A 16472-nucleotide genomic window follows, 5' to 3' on the forward strand; every position below is an offset into this window, starting at 1 on the left:
CGACGGCAGGGCGTGCACCGCCCCGCAGCGGGGAAGGCGCACGCCCGCATGATTTCAGGGAGTTGCTAGCCCAGTGCTTCTGACCCCATCTCGGCGAGTCGCTCGATGAGCCAGGGAATACTGAGCACGCTCTGCTGGTTCAGGCCCCACGCGAAGTTGTTCGTCGTCGTGCCCTCTTCGGCTGGGTCGATGACCGCACGCCCCTCGGCAACTGCAGGGACGCTCTTCAAGAGTGGTGAGTCAAGGAAGAACTCGGGCTCAGTGATCGTACTAATAAGCAAGAAATCAGCGTCGATCATACCCATGAGTTCGTCACTGATCTTCGTGCCGGGGGCAACCGACTGAGCTGCCTCGGGCAGCACGAAACCGAGCTCGTTGAAGAGCTGCTCGGTGTTTGAGCCCGGGGTGCTCGCGTAGAAGGCGCCGGCCTTCTCTGAGTGTGCAATCACGTGGGTCGCGGTCTTGCCTTCGAACTCGGGGTGCGCCTCGCGGGTGCGCTCAATGACCTTCTCGGTGTCGGCAACAGCCTCGGCAGCACGGTCTCCAAGGTCGATGGTGTCACCAAGGGTTTGTGTGAGGTCTTGCCAGCTCAGCGAGTCAACCTCGGCATAAAGAACTGGTGCGATCGCGCTCAGCTGGTCAAACGCCTTCTGATCGAAGGTATCGAGCGCCTGGAGCGTGACGATGAGGTCGGGTTTGCTCGCGGCAACCGCCTCGGCCGGAAGCTCAACGTCGGGGCTCGCATCCCAAATCGTCTCGATGGGGTCGGTGAAGCTCGCGTCGAGCCACGAGTTACGCTCGATCGTCGAGGGCGCAAAAACGGGAGTGCCGCCCAAAGCGAGCAGAGCGTCGGTGTCAGGAGTCGCCGAAGTGACGATCGCGATGCGGTCAGGGCGTTCATCGAGCGTAGTGTCGCCGAATGGCGTCTCGAGAGTGAGCGGGTAGTCAGTCTTGCCCTCGGCCTCGGGCAGGAGCGCTGAGGTCGACGATTCCCCTGCCGTGTCGGGTTTGGCATCGCCCTCGGGCGTCGACGAGCAGCCGCTGAGCACGAGCAGGGCCGCAACCGCGCCAGAAATGAGCGCGGCAGGTTTGAGTGTTGGCATCACGAATGTCATGGTTTCTTTCGGGTCAAAAGAACGATCTCCCCTGCGGGAACCCCCGGGGATCGAGCACAAGAAAGGCTCTTCTCTTGAGGTTAGCCTTGCCTAACCATGCCGTCTGCGCAGAACGCGTCACCCACCGAGCCGTTTACGACATCCTGCGATACGCGACCCATGCTCCCTAAGCGGATCGACGCGCTTCGCGCCGATTCTTCGCGAGCACGCGCGTCACCAGAATGCCGATGGTTCCCTGCACCACTGCGAGCACCGCAAGGCCCACGAGCACCGCGTCCCACGACCCCAGAAGCTGGCTGACGGCCCCCGCCCCCAGTGGCCCGAGCGTCGCAACGGAGTACCCCACCGACTGCACAACGCTCGACACCCGCGCAGACTCAGTCGCGTCAGCACCGAAGCCGGCAATGAGCGCGAGCAAGAGCGGGAAAGCACTCATGCCAACGCCGATGAGCGCGGCCCAGAGCTCGGGCATGGCTTGCGGCGCAAAGAGCAGGCCGAACATTGCACTGAGCGTCGACAGGGCAATGAGCACGAAGCCGACTCGCATACGTTTAATGCCACTCGCGAGCGAGACCACGACGACCGTCGTCGGCACGCCGACCGCCATGGCGATGCCGAGCAGCACACCAGAACGCTCGGGGGCGATGCCAGCATCAGAGGTGATGGTGGGCAGCCAGCCCATCATGACGTAGCTGAGCAGCGACTGGAGCGCGAAATAAGCGGCGAGGAGCCAAGTTCCGGCTGGGAGCTTACGTTTCTGGCCGGATTCGAGCGGCAGTCGAGTCTCTGGGGCGGTGCGGGGCATGAGCAGCGCCCAGGCGATGACGCCGACGAGGGCCGGAAGCGCCCACAGCGCAAGCCCGAGCGAGGGGCTCCCGATGCGCTCAGCGAACGGTACGGCGGCGGCAGCAGCAAAAGCGGCCCCGAGTGGCATGACGGTCGTGTAGGCCGTCGTGACGGGGCCGATCCGCGTACCAAAGTGGGCGCGAACGACCGCGGGTAGCAAAATATTCACGACGGCGAGGCCGCCGGTCGCGACGACGGTGCCGAGCACGATGATCCACGGCGAAGCGATGCCACGAATGGTGAGGCCGAGCGTGAGCGCGATCATGCCAAAGAGCACGGTGCGTTCCCTACCCCAACGCTCGGCGAGGCCGGCGGTCGCGATGCCCGCGACGGCGAACACGGCGGTGGGGAGTGCGGGAATGATGACGACGGTGACCGGAGTGAGCGCCCCCGTCTCTGTGAGCGCGGTGAGCAGGGCGCTCGCGCTCGTGATTGCGAGCCTGAGGTTTAGCGCAACAAGCAGTAACGCAACGATCATGAGCGCCGGGCGCCCAGTGTTCTGAGCGGTTGTGCCTCGTGCAGTCACCACTTCACCTCCAAAGGTCTAACGTCTAACCAAAACAAGGTACTATCATTGCATACATGAGCCTGACTCCGGTACCGCAGACCTCGCTGAGCGATCAGGTCGTCGAGCGACTGCGCGCAGAGATCGTCGAGGGGCGCTGGAAGGTCGACGAGAAGATTCCGCCCGAGTCTGAGCTCATGGCCTCCCTCGGTGTCGCACGCGGCACCCTGCGCGAGGCACTGCGCGCGCTGCAGTACACGGGCATGCTCGAGATTCGACGTGGCGACGGCACCTTCGTACGGGCCCGCAGCGAGGTGCCCGGTGCGCTCGCTCGCTCAGGAGCGTCACTCGACGACGTGCTCGAAGCGCGCATTACCCTCGAGCCACAACTCGCGAGGCTCGCAGCAGAGCGTGCAACCGACGACGATATCGAGTGCATCAGCAAAGCCCTCGGTGAGCGCGCGAGCGTGAGCGACGAGGGCTGGGTTGACGCTGATGTTGCCGTGCACGAGGCCATCGCCCGGGCCGCCCACAACCCCATTCTGTTCGAGGTATATACCGCGCTCTTGCCACGCCTGCACGAGTCAATGAGCACCGCGCAGAGCCGCGAGGGCTTTTGCCGAAATGAGCGTCGCGGTCACGACGAAGTACTCGATGCGATCGTTGCTCGTGACCCTGAAGGCGCCGCGACGAGCGCCCAAGCAAACCTCTCGGCCACTGCTGCGTGGAACCATCTCGACCAAGGCCAGTCAACGGGCGCATAAGCCAGTCAATCGCAACACGGGGTTTGACACCTGCCAAGTTTCTTGTACTGTAGACCCTGGTTGTCTCGTTAGGCGAGGCTCCTATGCAGACACAGGCCACTGATCTGACGACATCGAGAGATGCCCAAGATCAGGACAGGCAACATCGGCTTAAGGTGTTGCCCCAAGTGGCTTCTGAGTGTAGATACGCTGCATAGAGTCAAAGCTCTTACATGGATTCGACCAGCACGATCAGTGCAACTCTGTTCGAGCATTACATCCCGACGCTTCACGTTCGAGCGCCGGTGTCTTGCTGTGGCATTTTTACCCAGAAGAAGAAGATCATGTCGAAAAACATCTTTCATTCAAGCACGCGCAAAAACAACACGAAGCCCGTGAATCTCGCACCAATGACGGCCGTCGATGCCGCCCTCGCGCTCGAACGCTTACCCATAGCCGAGGCCGCTACGGCCGTCGGCAAGCTCGAACACCCTCGCGCCGCCGAGGTACTCGACCTCTCGCAGCCCGACCTGGCTGTCGCAATTCTGCGTGAGCTTCCCGCCGCTCCGACGATCATCGCGCAACTCTCACCCGACTCGCGCGAGCAGTTCGAGCAGCTCATGCAGTGGCCCGCCGAGAGTGCCGCCTCACGCATGACCCCGCGCTTTCTCACGGTCGAGGCCACGTCGAGCGTTGGCGACGCGATGCACCGTCTGCGCGACTTCCTCGAGCAGGCAGAAACCATCGCCTACGTCTACGTCACCGAACAGGGCAAATTTCACGGCGTCGTCAGCTTTCGCGACCTCGCGCTCGCCGAGAGCGAGATGAGCGTCGCTGAGCTCACGAACACCGACTTCGTCTCGGTTGACCCCTACGCCGACCAGGAAGAGGCGGCCCAGCTGCTGAGCAGCTACCGCCTCGTCGCAATTCCCGTGGTCGAGAACGGCACCGTCATCGGCATCATCACGGTCGACGACGTGGCTGACATCATCGAGGAAGAGGGCACCGAAGACGCCGAAAAGCAGGGCGCCTCAACCCCGCTCGGGGTTCCCTACCTCAAGGCGACCCCGTGGATGCTCTGGCGCAAACGCATCCTGTGGATCCTGGTGCTGTTCGTCGCCGAGTCGTACACGGGCACGGTGCTGCGGGCCTTCGAAGACCAGCTTGAGTCGGTCATCGCGCTCGCGTTCTTCATTCCACTCCTCATCGGCACTGGCGGTAACACGGGCACACAGATCACGACGACACTCGTGCGCGCCATGGCGGTCGGCGAGGTGACGATGAAAGATATCTGGCGCGTCCTGCGCAAAGAGATCTCAACCGGCGTGCTCATCGGCGCGTGCATGGCTGCAGCCGGCATCATTCGCGCAAGCATCCTTGGCGTCGGCTTCGAGATCTCGCTCGTGGTCGCCCTCACGGTAGCCGCGATTGTCATCTGGAGCTCGATCGTCGCGTCGATCTTGCCCATGGTGCTGCAAAAGTTCAAGAAAGACCCTGCCGTCATCTCTGGCCCCTTCATCACGACGCTGGTCGATGGAACCGGGCTCATTATCTACTTCGAGATCGCGAAGCTCATCCTCTTCTAGCCGTTGCCCAGTGGGGTTGTCCGGCAAGCCGCCGGGCAACCCCACTGAACGCATTCACGGGTGACTTGCGTTGTGCGGATCTTGGCGCGAGAGCAATCGCACCCGGGTTCCTCTCGCGCGATCCGCGTTGGTGGTCTCGCTCTGGCAACGGCTTTGCGAAGAGGTTCGCCAGATCGAGAAGCGACCGAGGGGCGGCGGGGCCGAGCCACGAGGGCCCGCCCCGCCCGTAGGGTGTTACGCGCTGACGCGTGTTGTGCTGCGAGATGTAGAGCGCACCAGCACGAGAAACACCACAGCGGTGACGGCAAAGCCAACAAGCCAGGCGATGTCAATGCCGTTGAGCGGCCCAGCCATCGGGCCGGTGTACAGATCGGTGATCATGAAGGGCACCTGGGCAGCGAGGCCAATGAAGTAACTGAGGAGGCCGACCCTGTTCCACTTACCGTAACGGCCACCGTCGCGTGCAAAGAGATCGGCGATCACGTAGTCGCCCTTCTTGACGATGAAGTAATCAACGAGGTTGATCGCCGACCACGGGATGAGCACGTAGAGCAGCAACGAGAGGAAGTTATCGAAGGTCGTCATGAAGTCGCCCTGGCCGAAGAGCGCGATGCCCATGCCGATAAGACCAACGACGAGGGTTGTCATCACTCGGGTGCGGGTCGTGATCACGACGTTCTTGAAGCTTGACTGCATGACCGTGAGGGCGTTCATGACGGCCGAGTACAGCTCGACGCCGTTGATGAGCGCCGAGGTGATCGCGAAGATGAGCAACACGAGAACACCGAAGCCGCCAAGGTGGTCAGAGAGCGCAGCGAGCGGGTTGTCTGGGCTCGCGGCGCCGAGCAGCACGCCGAGCGACATGACGAAGACTGAGCTGCCAACAAGGCCGAGGTACGTGCTCCAGAACGCTGACTTCGGGCCCGTGTCTTTGGGCAGGTACCGAGTGTAGTCAGAGACGTAGGGCGCGTATGCGAGCTGCCACACCACGCCAATCGCGAGCATCGCAAAGAAGCCTTCGAAGTTAAACGCGGCCTCGGCACGCTGCGAGGTAACGGCTGGGTTCATGGCGAGCATGATCATCGAGATGGCAACGGTCACGCCGATCAGGATCGAGATCCACGTCATGGTCTTGCGAAGCAGGTCGTAGCCGAAGATGCACAGGAGAATGCCGACGGCGGCGAACACGATAATCGCGAGGGTGCCGTTGACGCCGGGAAAGACGAGCTCGATCGCGTCTTTCGCGACGATAAGAATGCCGGCGAAGAAGCCGAGGAACATAATGAGCGCGATGATCGCGAAGAGACTGCCACCCAAGTACCCGAACTGGGCGCGTGCCTGCAGCATCTGTGGAATACCGAGGTGCGGGCCCTGCGATGCGTGGAGTGCGGCGCCGAATGCGCCGATGACATTGCCGATGAGAATGGCGGCAATGCTCCAGAAGATCGGCAGACCGTATGCGCCGCTCGCGATCGCGCCGGTGACCACGGCGAGTGGCATCATGTTGAGGCTCACCCAGATGGAGAGGTTCGAACGGTTCGTACCATTACGTTCGGTCTCGGGAATCGGCATGATGTGTTGCTGCTCGAACTGTACGAAGGTCTTTGTTACGACCGGGGGTTCTTTGGGCGACATGGTCACTCCTTCGGCTCCGTTGCCTGTTACGTGGCGGGCCCCGGTGAGGAGCAACCACAATCTATTTAGAAGATAAGAATGAGATGAAAAATCGATAGAAGCGATACAAGACGAGATGGGTCGGTAGCGCCCGTGAATCGTCACGGGCGCTACCTGCGAAGACGCGGTGGTTAGAGGCTCGCGTTCTTCTTTGCGATACCGAAGGCACTGTCGAGCAGGCTGACCAGCTCGTCAATATCGGCCTTCGTCATCACGAGCGGGGGCGAAACCTGCACGAGCGGGTTACCCTCGGCGTCAATGGCGACGCGGCACAGCAGGCCAACCTCACCGAGCGCGGGGTTCAGGTACTTGCCAACGAACTCGTCGGCCGGCAGGTTGGGCGCATCCCAGGCCTTCTTCTCGTGGTTCGTGACGAGCTCGAAGGTTCGGTGAAAGCCGTCGCCGCGGAAGTCGCCGACGATATCCTGGTGGCGATCTCGCACGCCGGCGAGCTGCTGCTCGAGGTACGGGGTGAGTTCGGCGACATTCTCGACGACGCCCTCTCGCTCCATGATCTCAAGGTTCTTGAGCGCTGCGGCGCAGGCCACAGGGTGCCCGCCGTAGGTGAGTGCGTGGTTGAACATGCCGAGTGGGCCGTCAAGCACGGTCTCGATGACGCGGTCACTCGCGATGACGCCGCCGAGGGGCATGTACGCCGAAGCGATGCCCTTGGCAAACGTGATCATGTCAGGCTGGAACCCGTAGTGAGTCGAACCGAACCACGAGCCGAGGCGACCGAAGCCGGTGATGACCTCGTCGGCGATGAGCAGAATGCCGTACTTGTCGCACAGCGCGCGAACGCCCTGGAAGTACTCAGGTGTCGGCGGCTTCAGGCTACCGCCAGCGTTCTGCAGCGGCTCCATGATGATCGCGGCAACGGTGTCGGCGCCCTCTTGCACGATGAGCGACTCGAGCTCCTGCAAGAGGAACTGCGTGAACTGCTCAGCCGTCTCGCCCTCTGGGCGGCGGTAGCGCTTCGTGTTGTGGGTGTGACGCACGCCGTTCATGAGGGGCTCAAACATCTTGCGCACGTCGGTCATGCCGTTGAGCGACATCGCGCCAAAGCTCGTGCCGTGGTAAGCCACGCGGCGGCCGAGGAACTTATAGCGGGTGCCCTCACCACGGGTGATGTGGTACTGACGAGCGAGCTTGATCGCCGACTCGTTTGACTCGCCACCGCCCGACGCAAAGAACACGCGGTTGAGGTCGCCAGGCGCGAGGTCGGCGAGCTTCTTCGCCAGCTTTGCCGCGGGTGGGTGAGCAACACTCCAGGTGGTCTGATACGGCAGGGCTGCTAGCTGCTCTCGCACTGCGTCGCCAACCTCGGCGCCGTGGGTGTAGCCGAGCTGCACGCAGAAAAGCCCCGCGAGCCCGTCAAAGAAGCGTCGGCCTTCGGCGTCGAAAACCGAACAGTGCTCGCCACGCACAAAGACCGGAAGATCGTCTTCACGGTATTTACTCGCGGGCGTAAAGTTCATCACGAGGTGGCGTTTGGCCATCTGCGAGAGATCTTCGCCACCGGCCTCGGCCTGCTGTGGCACGACAACTGTTTCAGCGACTTGCTGTGTCATGGTCGTTCCTTTCCTATTGACTGAGCACCGGGGCCTAGCCCCACTGCATCCAGGTTGTTTTGTAGTCTGTGTAGTTTTCGAGAGCGTGAATCGAGAGGTCGCGGCCAAAGCCCGACTGCTTGAACCCACCGAAGGGCGTTGTAAACCCGAGCGCGTCAACGGTGTTCACCGAGACGGTGCCAGCGACGAGCAGCTGCGAGACGCGGTGCGCCCTTGCCAGGCTGCCGGTCCACACCGAGGCTGCAAGGCCGTACGGGGTTTCGTTGGCCCGCGTGATCGCCTCTTCTTCGGTGTCGAAGGGCGTCACGACCGCAACGGGGCCAAAAATCTCGCGGGTGTGCACCTCGTGATCACTCGGCACGTCGGTCACGATCGTCGGCTCGATGAAGGCCTGTGAACCATTGATCTCGGGCCGATTACCGCCCGCAACAATCGTGCCGTCACGGCGCGCGTTCTCGATCGTCGCCCACACGCTATCGGCGTGTGATTGCGATACGAGCGAGCCGATTCCGCTGGCAGGATCAAGCGGATCGCCCGGCGCGTATGCCTTCGACGCCTCAATGTAGAGCCGCATAAATTCGTCATACACCGGGCGCTCAACAAAGATGCGAGAGTTCGCCGAGCAAATCTCGCCCTGATTATAGAAACTGCCAAACGCGGCCTTTGCCGCCGCTGCCTGCAGGTCGTCGGTGTCGGCAAAGATAATGTTCGAGCTCTTGCCACCGGCTTCAAGCGCGAGACGCTTCATGTTCGACTGCCCAGCGTACTGCTGCAGCTGCTTTGCGACCTCGGTCGATCCGGTGAAAGCGAGCATATCAACGTCTTCGTGCAAGGCGAGCGCCTTACCAACCGGCGATCCACGCCCCGGCACCACGTTAATAACGCCCGCCGGAATGCCAGCCTCGGCCGCGAGCTCTGCGAGACGCAGCGTCGAGTGCGAAGCCTCGATGGGCGGCTTGATAACCACCGAGTTGCCGGCGACGATGGCCGGCGCGATCTTCCAGGTTGCGATTTCGAGCGGGTAGTTCCAGGCAACGATGACGGCGACGACCCCGAGAGGTTCGCGGGTCACGAGCGCGGTCGATCCCGGCGCGGTAACGGGAATACGGTCTTCGAGCTTCTCGATCGCCTCACCATAAAATCGGTAGAGCGCAGCAGAGCCCGGTGCATCGATCGTCGACGACTCACGTACGGGCTTGCCCATGTCGATCGTGTCGTAGAGCGCGAGTTCATCGGCGTGTGCCTCAAGCACCTCGGCGAAGGCGAGCAGGCGCTCACGACGGTAACCGGCGCCAGCGCGCGACCACACCCCCGACTCGTAGGTAGCACGTGCCGAGGCAACCGCCGCATCAACGTCGGCCTCGTTGCCCGCGTGCAACTGCGAGACCACCTGGTTCGTCGCCGGGTTCTTTTTCTCGACGGTTGCGCCAGAGAGGGCATCGACGCGTTCACCGTGGATCACGGGGCGACCATCGAACACCAGTGCTTCGGCCTTCGCCCGCCACTCATCAAACGTGTGACTCATTCTCAGTTCTCCTCGGTCAGTTCTGCTTCGGTCTGTGTCATGCGCCGCTTCGCGACGTCAAACGCTGTCCACGCGAGGGCCGTTGCCCCGTCGCGTAGGGTCTGCTCGGCGATCTCGCCCACGCAGGCTTCGGCAAACGCCGGCTGGTGGTTGCTCGCTGTCGACCCGACCCCAATATAAGGGTGAATGGCGTTCACGAGCTGCGAGACATTGCCCATGTCGGTCGAGGCGCGGTTCATGGTCGCCTGCGCCGGGCTCACGTCAAAATTTCGGCCGAGCGCGAGCGCGTTGGTCTTGTAGTACGCAAGCGCCTCAGTGTCGGTGCGCATCTCGGCGTAGCGCTTACTCTCGGGCGTAATCGTGAGCTTCGCACCGGTTGCTACCGCACCAGCTTCGAAGCAGGCCTCGACCCTGCGCTCGAGGTCAAGGAGCTCTTCGGTGGTGGTGGCACGCACGTACCAGCGCCCCTCGGTGCGCTCGGGAATCGCGTTCGGCGCTTCGCCACCCCGCGTCTGCACGCCGTGTACCCGCACGGTCGACGGGAGCTGCTGACGCAGGAGCGCCATGGCAAGTTGCGCCACAAGAAAGGCATCATTCGCATTGACGCCCCGCTCGGGGTAGGCAGCGGCGTGCGCTGCGTGCCCCTCATACTGAACGTGCCAGTGAGTGACCGCGAAGGGCTCAGCCTCGGCCACGTCGACGGGAGCAGGGTGCGCCATGAGCGCAAAGTCGAGTTCGGTAAAAGCACCACGCTCAAGCAGCTCGATCTTGCCCCCGCCACCCTCTTCTGCGGGAGTGCCAACGACGGTCACGGTAATGCCCTGCTCTTCGGCGACCTCAGAGAGCGCAATCGCGCCCCCGGCCGACATCGTCGCAATGAGGTTGTGCCCGCACGCGTGGCCAAGGCCAGGCAGCGCATCGTACTCGACGAGAAAGCCAACGGTAAAGCGTGGCTTTGACGGGGTAAATACTGCTCGAAAGGCCGTTTCAAGCCCAAGATATGGTTGCTCAACCACAAACCCATGCGCACGAAGCAGGTCGGCGACCGCTCGCGAAGAGCGATGCTCCTGCCACCCGAGCTCTGGGTCTGCGTGCAACTGGTTCGAGAGCGCGATGAGCTCGTCGTCGATCGCTCGTTGCCGGTCGGCGATGCGCGCCTTCACGTCGTTACTCATCGCCCGGCACCCCGTACGAGGGTGCGGCGTGAGGGTTGATGCCGCGGTTAATGTAATCGTCACGCTCGACCATCCACCGGTCAAGAAGCATCTCAAGCTGCTCGATCGGATCTTCATCAGCCCAGTCGACCCGCAGGTCGGTGACCCTCCAGCCAGCATCGGTCACAACCGAGAGCCCGGCCGAGTGCAGTGGGCCTTCTTCGCCACCCGCCGCAACGGCAGCTTTGAGACCCGCCATGAGCCGGCGCTCGAGCGGCCCTTCTGCCGCGAGCGCCGCGTCGACGAGGGCATCGAGCACCCCGAGGTTTGCAAGCATGTTGCCACCGGCAACGCCGTTCTCGCGGGTCACCTCACCAAAGGTTCCGAGGGCTCGGTCGCCGGTAAACACTGCCGCCTTGCCCGAGGTATCAAGCACGAGCAGCTGACGGTACCCAATCGTCTCGGGGTCGGCACCGCGCACGACCGCTTCGAGGGCTGCTTCTGCGCCCGATCCGCTGCGAAGCTGCTCGATGAGCTGAAAACCGAGTCTCGGGTCGGTCACGTTTTGCGAATTTGCGCCGCCTACACCGGGAGCGAGGTTGATGCACCGAGCAGCAACGGCGGGCGATGATGAGCTGATCGCCGCACCGAAGTCGCCGGTCTCAGCGTCGCGCAGAATGAGTGAGAGTGTCATGGTGCTATGCCTCGCTCAGAACGGCGGTGGCGTCAATTTCGACGAGCCACTCGGGGCGAGCAAGCGCCTGCACGACGATTCCGGTCGAGACCGGGTACACGCCCTTGAGCCATTTGCCCACGGTGCGGTACACGTCTTCGCGGTAGCGGGGGTCGATGATGTAGATCGTGACCTTGACGATGTCTTCGAGCTTGCTGCCAGCTTCTTCGAGCAGCATCTGAATGTTTTTCATGGCCTGCTCGGTCTGGGCAGTGACATCGCCAATACCGACCGACTCACGCGTCTCAAGATCCTGACCGATCTGACCGCGCAGGTAGACCACACCGCCGGCGACGACGGCCTGGCAGAGGTCATTGTCGAGATTCTGTTCGGGGTACGTCTCTTTGGTATTGAATTTTCTCAGTCGCACATGAGTCGTCATCACGGTTCTCCTCGTTGAGCAGCACTAATGGATACTGGAACTATTCTCGGCCCTTCGATAGCATCTGTAAAATAGTTAAAAGTTAGCTATCAAATCTATTTAGGTGATTAAAGATGTCGATGAAGCGTTTTCCTATTACCCTCACCCAGCTGACCTATTTTTCTGAGTGTGCGCGCACCCTCAACATGACCGAGGCCAGCCAGCGCATGCTCGTCGCCCAGTCGGCCGTGTCGACCGCCATCACCCAGCTCGAGCAGGCGCTCGGCACGACGCTCTTCATCAGGCAACACTCGAAAGGGCTCATTCTCACCCCGCAGGGCCACCAGCTCGTCGCCGACACACAGGAGCTCTTCACGATGCTCTCAAACACCATCGAGGGGCTTCACGAGGGCCAGCAGGCGGTGCAGGGCAGCATTACGATCGCCTGCTTCAATACCCTCGCGCCGTTTCTCGTGCCGCAACTACTCTCACGGCTCAACTCAGAGTACCCAGAGCTCGAGGTCGAGGTGCTCGAGGGCAACGACGCGACCATTCTCGAAGCCCTCAGATACGGGCGTGCAGAGCTCGGCGTTCACTACGCTTTCGCCCAGGAAGAAGGGCTGCTGCGTGAAACGATCATCGACGTCGCACCCCACGTCATCGTCGACACGAAGCACCGCTTCGCCGGCCGCGGCAGCATCGCTCTCAAAGACCTCGCTGACGATCCGTACATCATGCTCAACCTCCCCTCAAGCTCGCAATACTTCCTCTCGGTGCTCAAAGAGTCCGGGGTTGAGCCGCGTATCGCGCACCGGAGCTCGAGCTACGAGACCGTGCGCTCGATGGTTGCCCTCGGCCTCGGCTACTCGATTCTTAACCTGCGCCCGAACATCAAGCGCACGTATACGGGCGAGAAGGTGATTCCCCTTGAAATCGAAGGGACGGTGTCGAGCCTCGAGATCGTGGTAAGCACCCTCACGAAGGTGCAGCGCTCACAGCGCGCGGTCGCGGTGACCGAGATGATCCGCCGTATTCTGCTCGAAGCCGACCCCCGGGAAACGCTTCACTAAACAGTCTTTTCGATCTAGCAAACCAACTGCATCTCTTTTATTGATAGACGCGAGCGAAAACGACTATTTGCTTCGCGGCTCGCAAGGGCTTTTGCTTGAAGGAACGGGCTCTGGCCACCCGCGCATCGTTCTTGGCGCGGGAAAAGCCGCGAGCGCCGGTATTCAAGCCGCCTATCGGGCCATATTTTCAAAGTTGAGGAGATCGCATGTCGATTCAGGAGGTCGAAGTCGTCGTCGTTGGCGCCGGGCAAGCCGGAGTAGCCATGAGTGAGCATTTAACCGACCGCGGCATCACGCACGTCGTGCTCGAGAAGAGCCGCATTGCCGAACGTTGGCGTTCAGAACGTTGGGATTCCCTCGTCGCAAACGGGCCAGCATGGCACGACCGGTTTCCCAACCAGGAGTTCGCCGGCGTACACCCAGACGCGTTTCCCGACAAAGAAACCGTCGCCGACTACTTCGAGCAGTACGCTGCACGATTCAACGCCCCGATCAAGTGCGGCGTCGAGGTACGTCAGGTCACGAAGCGCGAAGGCAAGCCCGGCTTCGAGGTACAGACGTCAGACGGCACCTATGCGGCGCTTCACGTTGTCGCGGCAACTGGCCCCTTTCAGGTAGCCCGGTACCCGCGCATCATTCCCGCCGACAGTGGCCTGCACCAGTTGCACTCGTCGTCTTACCGCAACCCTAGTCAGCTTCCAGAGGGCAACGTGCTCGTGGTTGGGGCCGGATCATCGGGCGTGCAGATCGCCGATGAAATTCAGAAGTCGGGGCGCCAGGTGTACCTCTCGGTGGGCGACCATGACCGCCCGCCTCGCCAGTACCGCGGCAGGGACTTCGTGTGGTGGCTCGGCGTGCTCGGCAAGTGGGAGGCAAACACGCCGCCACAGGGAGCCGATCACGTCACCATCGCGGTGAGCGGTGCCGACGGCGGCCACACGGTCGATTTTCGCGACCTGGCGGCGGGCGGCATCACGCTCGTCGGCCGAACCAAAGGCTACGAGAATGGCACCATCACATTCGAGCCAGGTCTCGCCGAGAGCATTGCGCGCGGCGACGATAACTACCTGACGACGCTCCGCGAGGCCGACGAGTACGTGCTGCGCAACGGCCTCGACCTGCCCGAAGAGCCCGAGGCGCACGTGCTCGGCGAGCTCCCAGAGTGCGTGACGACCCCCCTCAGCGAGATCGATCTCGCCGAGGCCGGGATCACGACCGTGCTCTGGTCGACGGGATTTGGTGTCGACTACTCGTGGCTGCAGGTCGACGCCTTCGACGACAGCGGTTACCCCGACCACCAGCGCGGCATCTCGAAAGAGACCGGCATCTACTTCCTGGGGCTGCCCTGGCTCTCGCGCCGCGGCTCGAACTTCATCTGGGGCGTGTGGCACGATGCGCGCTACGTCGCCGACCAGATCATGATTCAACTCGGATACGGCAAATACCGTTCAGAGGCGCCTGAACTGAGCCTCGCGCACAGCGTCGCCTAACAAACCAGGCCAGGCAATACCCGAAGAGTGTGGTTCGCGATATTCTCGCGAACCACACTCTCGTGTTTTCACGTCACCGATTTCATACCCAAAGGCGGCAGTATGCTCTCGATTCCCGAGGCCCTCGACACCCAGGCCAAGGCAGCCCTCACGAAGGCCCGCGACCTCAAACACCCCGGCGCCTTCACCGTCTCAGGCCTGCTCGGCGGCGCTTACGTTGGTGTTGGTGTCGTTCTCATGGTGAGTACGGCCGGGCCGTTGCTCGCCGCCGGCGACCCGCTCACGAAACTCGTCAGCGGCCTCGTCTTTGGCGTCGCTCTCACCCTCGTGGTGTTTGCCGGCGCCGAGCTCGTCACCTCAACCATGATGACCGCGGTTCAGGGCTTCGCGGCAAGGAGCATCGGCGGCCGCACTGCCTCACGCCTCATTGCCATCACCTTTGCCTTAAACTTCGTGGGTGCCTTGCTCTTCGCGGCCCTCATCGTCGCATCTGGTGTGCTCGAAACGAACGCCGCCGCGGGGGCTATGGTGCACGAGCTGCTGCTCTCGAAGTCGCTGCTCACCCCGCTCGAACTGGTCATTCGCGGCACCCTGTGCAACGTCCTGGTCTGCCTCGCGGTGTGGATGGGCGTGCGCATTGTCTCCCCTGGCCCGCGCATCGCCGTCATTCTGCTCGCCATGCTCGCCTTCGTCAGTGCAGGCTTCGAGCACGTCGTAGCCAATATGACCACCTACTGGATCGGCGTCTTGCTGCGAGACCCCGCCGCAAGCGCAGCTCTCTTTGCCGAAAATATGCTCTTTGTGGGTCTCGGAAACCTCGTGGGCGGCGGAATTCTCGTCGGCCTCATGTACTGGGTGCTCGCAGGCAGACCCCGAGTGCAACCCGCAGAACAACCAGTCACCACCAACACGGCGCGCCCTTAAAGGCCTCTCGCCCCCTCAATGAAGACTTCGCCTCATGCAGCACTGTCCACAAAATAGCACCTGCTTTTCTTATTGCCCCTGAGCGATACGCATAACGTTAAGCCTCTTCACTTGAACCAACTTCTCTCCGTCGCATAAGCTACGTGCGTTGCATAGGGTGCAACACTTTCTGCTCGGGCTTCCCCCATTTGCCCGGGAACCCACTGGGCTGTGGCCCCGCATATCGTTGCGGGTTGTCTGCCCGTGCACGGAGCAGCCCGAGAGGTTACAGAGCAATGAATGCTCACGGGGGTTCCACGCACTTCAGGGGAAAGGGTCCATTCATGCGTGTCTTCAAACCACTTCTAGCGACGGTTACCGCCGCACTACTCGGCTTCGCCGGGAGTCTCAGCATGGTCGCGCCGGCGGCTGCGGTAACCGAAGAATTCCGACCTGGCGCCGAGTCACCAACGAGCGGTTTTGCTTCCGCTTGGCAGGTGTCATACCCCTCTGATCTCATTGCCCAGGCGTTCACGCAAACCGAAACGGGCAACCTCGCAACGGTGCGCATCAAAGTTCACAGTATCGATACCGGTACCGATTTCACTTCAATGAGCATCCATGAAGTGGACGATGAGACCGGACCAGCAGCAGATGCATTGGTAGGTGGATCATCGTCGGCAATCACCTTCGAAGAGCCAGATGACTCAGGACAGCTTTGGGCAGAGGTCTCGTTTGCCGACCGCCCACTGCTCACCGAGGGCACGCGCTATGCCCTCGTCATCGACCCTTCAAGAAAAGGCGACGATACCGCATCGTTTGTTTTGCACTTTGACTGGATGAATCCCGTTCACACCTTTACTACCTGGGTGCACAACGGGCCAGAAGGTTGGACCGGCGCAAACACCGGGTTCATGATCTTCACCTCGCAACTCGTAACCCGCTTCGTGGTTCCAGCCGAGCCAACACTCAAACCTGCCCCCGAGTGCGGCATCGAAGCAACGGTCGCTCTACCGGAAGAAGAAGGTGTGGCCTACACCGAAACCCGCGACGGTGACGTCATCACCGTGACCGCCGCAGCTGCCGAAGGCTATACCCTTGCAGCAGGGGCAAGCACCCAGTGGCAGTTCACCGTCACCGCCGAAGACTGCGTGACTGACCCCGAACCAAAGCCAGAACCAGAACCAGAACCTGAA

General features: G+C 62.0%; 13 protein-coding genes, 1 pseudogene and 1 riboswitch. Of the genes and pseudogenes, 6 read left to right on the forward strand and 8 right to left on the reverse strand.

What is annotated here, in order from left to right; translation table 11 throughout:
• Nucleotides 1-65: 65 nt before the first annotated feature.
• Nucleotides 66-1115 carry an ABC transporter substrate-binding protein gene (locus KTJ78_RS10460; protein WP_217135466.1) on the reverse strand — a complete coding sequence of 350 codons (1050 nt, stop codon included), beginning with the start codon at nt 1113-1115 and terminating at the stop codon, nt 66-68.
• Nucleotides 1116-1281: 166 nt separating this feature from the next.
• Nucleotides 1282-2487 carry an MFS transporter gene (locus KTJ78_RS10465; RefSeq protein ID WP_217135468.1) on the reverse strand — a complete coding sequence of 402 codons (1206 nt, stop codon included), beginning with the start codon at nt 2485-2487 and terminating at the stop codon, nt 1282-1284.
• A 56-nt stretch (nt 2488-2543) separates the two neighbouring features.
• Between KTJ78_RS10465 and KTJ78_RS10470 the strand changes: the two genes are divergently transcribed.
• A complete protein-coding gene (locus KTJ78_RS10470) occupies nt 2544-3230 on the forward strand; it encodes a FadR/GntR family transcriptional regulator (RefSeq protein WP_217135470.1) in 687 nt (228 codons plus the stop codon).
• Between the two features lie 57 nt (nt 3231-3287).
• A riboswitch (M-box (ykoK) riboswitch) is annotated at nt 3288-3455 on the forward strand.
• A gap of 98 nt (nt 3456-3553) precedes the next feature.
• Nucleotides 3554-4795 carry a magnesium transporter gene (gene mgtE / locus KTJ78_RS10475; protein ID WP_217135472.1) on the forward strand — a complete coding sequence of 414 codons (1242 nt, stop codon included), beginning with the start codon at nt 3554-3556 and terminating at the stop codon, nt 4793-4795.
• A gap of 234 nt (nt 4796-5029) precedes the next feature.
• On the opposite strand, the gene KTJ78_RS10480 is transcribed toward mgtE, so the two are convergent.
• The 6 genes from KTJ78_RS10480 to KTJ78_RS10505 form a co-directional block, all read right to left on the reverse strand.
• Nucleotides 5030-6430 carry a purine-cytosine permease family protein gene (locus tag KTJ78_RS10480; RefSeq protein WP_217135474.1) on the reverse strand — a complete coding sequence of 467 codons (1401 nt, stop codon included), beginning with the start codon at nt 6428-6430 and terminating at the stop codon, nt 5030-5032.
• Nucleotides 6431-6600: 170 nt separating this feature from the next.
• Nucleotides 6601-8040, reverse strand: coding sequence for an aspartate aminotransferase family protein (locus tag KTJ78_RS10485; RefSeq protein WP_217135476.1), 1440 nt, complete (start codon nt 8038-8040; stop codon nt 6601-6603).
• 34 nt (nt 8041-8074) lie between these two features.
• On the reverse strand, nt 8075-9565 hold the full coding sequence (locus KTJ78_RS10490; RefSeq protein ID WP_217135478.1) for an aldehyde dehydrogenase family protein: 1491 nt from the start codon (nt 9563-9565) through the stop codon (nt 8075-8077).
• Nucleotides 9566-9567: 2 nt separating this feature from the next.
• Nucleotides 9568-10740 carry a M20 family metallopeptidase gene (locus tag KTJ78_RS10495; RefSeq protein WP_217135480.1) on the reverse strand — a complete coding sequence of 391 codons (1173 nt, stop codon included), beginning with the start codon at nt 10738-10740 and terminating at the stop codon, nt 9568-9570.
• The gene (locus tag KTJ78_RS10500) at nt 10733-11413 is read right to left on the reverse strand and encodes a DUF1028 domain-containing protein (RefSeq protein WP_217135481.1); all 681 of its coding nucleotides are present in this window, start codon (nt 11411-11413) and stop codon (nt 10733-10735) included. The genes KTJ78_RS10495 and KTJ78_RS10500 overlap by 8 nt, the downstream gene beginning before the upstream one ends.
• A 4-nt stretch (nt 11414-11417) precedes the next feature.
• Nucleotides 11418-11834 (reverse strand): RidA family protein, encoded by a 417-nt coding sequence (locus KTJ78_RS10505; protein WP_217135490.1) that lies wholly within the window; start codon nt 11832-11834, stop codon nt 11418-11420.
• A gap of 113 nt (nt 11835-11947) precedes the next feature.
• On the opposite strand from KTJ78_RS10505, the gene KTJ78_RS10510 reads away from it, so the two are divergent.
• The 4 genes and pseudogenes from KTJ78_RS10510 to KTJ78_RS10525 form a co-directional block, all read left to right on the forward strand.
• Nucleotides 11948-12883: a LysR substrate-binding domain-containing protein gene (locus KTJ78_RS10510; protein WP_254259608.1), complete on the forward strand. Its 936-nt coding sequence runs from the start codon at nt 11948-11950 to the stop codon at nt 12881-12883.
• Nucleotides 12884-13089: 206 nt separating this feature from the next.
• A complete protein-coding gene (locus tag KTJ78_RS10515) occupies nt 13090-14373 on the forward strand; it encodes a flavin-containing monooxygenase (protein ID WP_217135492.1) in 1284 nt (427 codons plus the stop codon).
• A 102-nt stretch (nt 14374-14475) separates the two neighbouring features.
• Nucleotides 14476-15297, forward strand: coding sequence for a formate/nitrite transporter family protein (locus KTJ78_RS10520; protein ID WP_217135494.1), 822 nt, complete (start codon nt 14476-14478; stop codon nt 15295-15297).
• Nucleotides 15298-15620: 323 nt separating this feature from the next.
• Nucleotides 15621-16472, forward strand: a pseudogene (locus tag KTJ78_RS10525) (hypothetical protein); the annotation flags it as partial.

Origin of the sequence: Leucobacter chinensis, assembly GCF_019049105.1 — a bacterium.
Lineage (GTDB): Bacteria > Actinomycetota > Actinomycetes > Actinomycetales > Microbacteriaceae > Leucobacter_A > Leucobacter_A chinensis.

Coding starts and splice junctions, on each gene's coding strand:
- KTJ78_RS10460 (WP_217135466.1), bottom strand. CDS start 1,115: ATGACATTCGTGATGCCAACACTCAAACCTGCCGCGCTCATTTCTGGC.
- KTJ78_RS10470 (WP_217135470.1), top strand. CDS start 2,544: ATGAGCCTGACTCCGGTACCGCAGACCTCGCTGAGCGATCAGGTCGTC.
- mgtE (WP_217135472.1), top strand. CDS start 3,554: ATGTCGAAAAACATCTTTCATTCAAGCACGCGCAAAAACAACACGAAG.
- KTJ78_RS10480 (WP_217135474.1), bottom strand. CDS start 6,430: ATGTCGCCCAAAGAACCCCCGGTCGTAACAAAGACCTTCGTACAGTTC.
- KTJ78_RS10485 (WP_217135476.1), bottom strand. CDS start 8,040: ATGACACAGCAAGTCGCTGAAACAGTTGTCGTGCCACAGCAGGCCGAG.
- KTJ78_RS10490 (WP_217135478.1), bottom strand. CDS start 9,565: ATGAGTCACACGTTTGATGAGTGGCGGGCGAAGGCCGAAGCACTGGTG.
- KTJ78_RS10495 (WP_217135480.1), bottom strand. CDS start 10,740: ATGAGTAACGACGTGAAGGCGCGCATCGCCGACCGGCAACGAGCGATC.
- KTJ78_RS10500 (WP_217135481.1), bottom strand. CDS start 11,413: ATGACACTCTCACTCATTCTGCGCGACGCTGAGACCGGCGACTTCGGT.
- KTJ78_RS10505 (WP_217135490.1), bottom strand. CDS start 11,834: ATGACGACTCATGTGCGACTGAGAAAATTCAATACCAAAGAGACGTAC.
- KTJ78_RS10510 (WP_254259608.1), top strand. CDS start 11,948: ATGTCGATGAAGCGTTTTCCTATTACCCTCACCCAGCTGACCTATTTT.
- KTJ78_RS10515 (WP_217135492.1), top strand. CDS start 13,090: ATGTCGATTCAGGAGGTCGAAGTCGTCGTCGTTGGCGCCGGGCAAGCC.
- KTJ78_RS10520 (WP_217135494.1), top strand. CDS start 14,476: ATGCTCTCGATTCCCGAGGCCCTCGACACCCAGGCCAAGGCAGCCCTC.